This window comes from Mesorhizobium sp. M4A.F.Ca.ET.020.02.1.1, assembly GCF_004022645.1.
Lineage (GTDB): Bacteria > Pseudomonadota > Alphaproteobacteria > Rhizobiales > Rhizobiaceae > Mesorhizobium.
In genome coordinates, this window is record NZ_RZOI01001227.1 from 1 (window position 1) to 884 (window position 884).

Sequence of the window (884 nt, forward strand, 5' to 3'; positions counted from 1 at the left end):
AAATACTACAAGGTCGGCGGCAGCGAAGTGTTCGGCTCCAGCGAGGGCCGCGTCGTCAAGGCCAATGAGACGATCTCCTTCGAAGCGCGCGAATCCGAGACCGTTGCCATCGTCGGCGAGTCCGGCTGCGGAAAGTCGACGCTGGCCAAGGTGCTGCTCGGGCTGGAGACGGCGAGTTCCGGCAGCGTAACGCTCGGCAACAAGGAGATCCAGTCGACCGGCATCGAGAATCGGAGCGTCGAGACGGTGTCGTCGATCCAGATGGTGTTCCAGAACCCGTTCGACACGCTGAACCCCAGCCACTCGGTCGGCTCGCAGATCATCCGCACGCTGGAAAAATTCAATGTCGGCAAGACGGTCGCCGAGCGGCGCAAGCGGATGCTGGAGCTGCTCGACCTGGTGAAGCTGCCGCGGGCCTTCGAGACGCGCAAGCCGCGCCAGCTCTCCGGCGGCCAGAAGCAGCGCATCGGCGTGGCACGCGCCTTTGCCGGCGATGCCAGGGTGGTGGTGGCCGACGAGCCGGTTTCGGCGCTTGACGTCTCGGTGCAGGCGGCGGTGACCGAACTGCTGATGGACATCCAGCGCAAGAACAAGACGACGATGCTGTTCATCAGCCACGACTTGTCGGTGGTGCGCTACATCGCCGACCGCGTCGTCGTCATGTATCTCGGCTACATCGTCGAACAGGGCACGACCGACCAGATATTCTCGCCGCCCTACCACCCCTATACGGAGGCGCTGCTGTCGGCGATCCCGATCGCCGACACCAGCGTGGTCAAAAAGCACATCGTGCTTGAGGGCGACATCCCGTCGGCGATGAACCCGCCGACCGGCTGTCCGTTCCAGACGCGCTGCGGCTACAAGAAGCTGGTGCCGGACAATCC

1 protein-coding gene is annotated in these 884 nt (G+C 64.0%); it reads left to right on the forward strand.

What is annotated here, in order from left to right; genetic code table 11:
• Positions 1–884 (forward strand): oligopeptide/dipeptide ABC transporter ATP-binding protein (locus tag EN742_RS36255; RefSeq protein ID WP_148670583.1); only part of this gene is annotated, 884 nt, incomplete at both ends.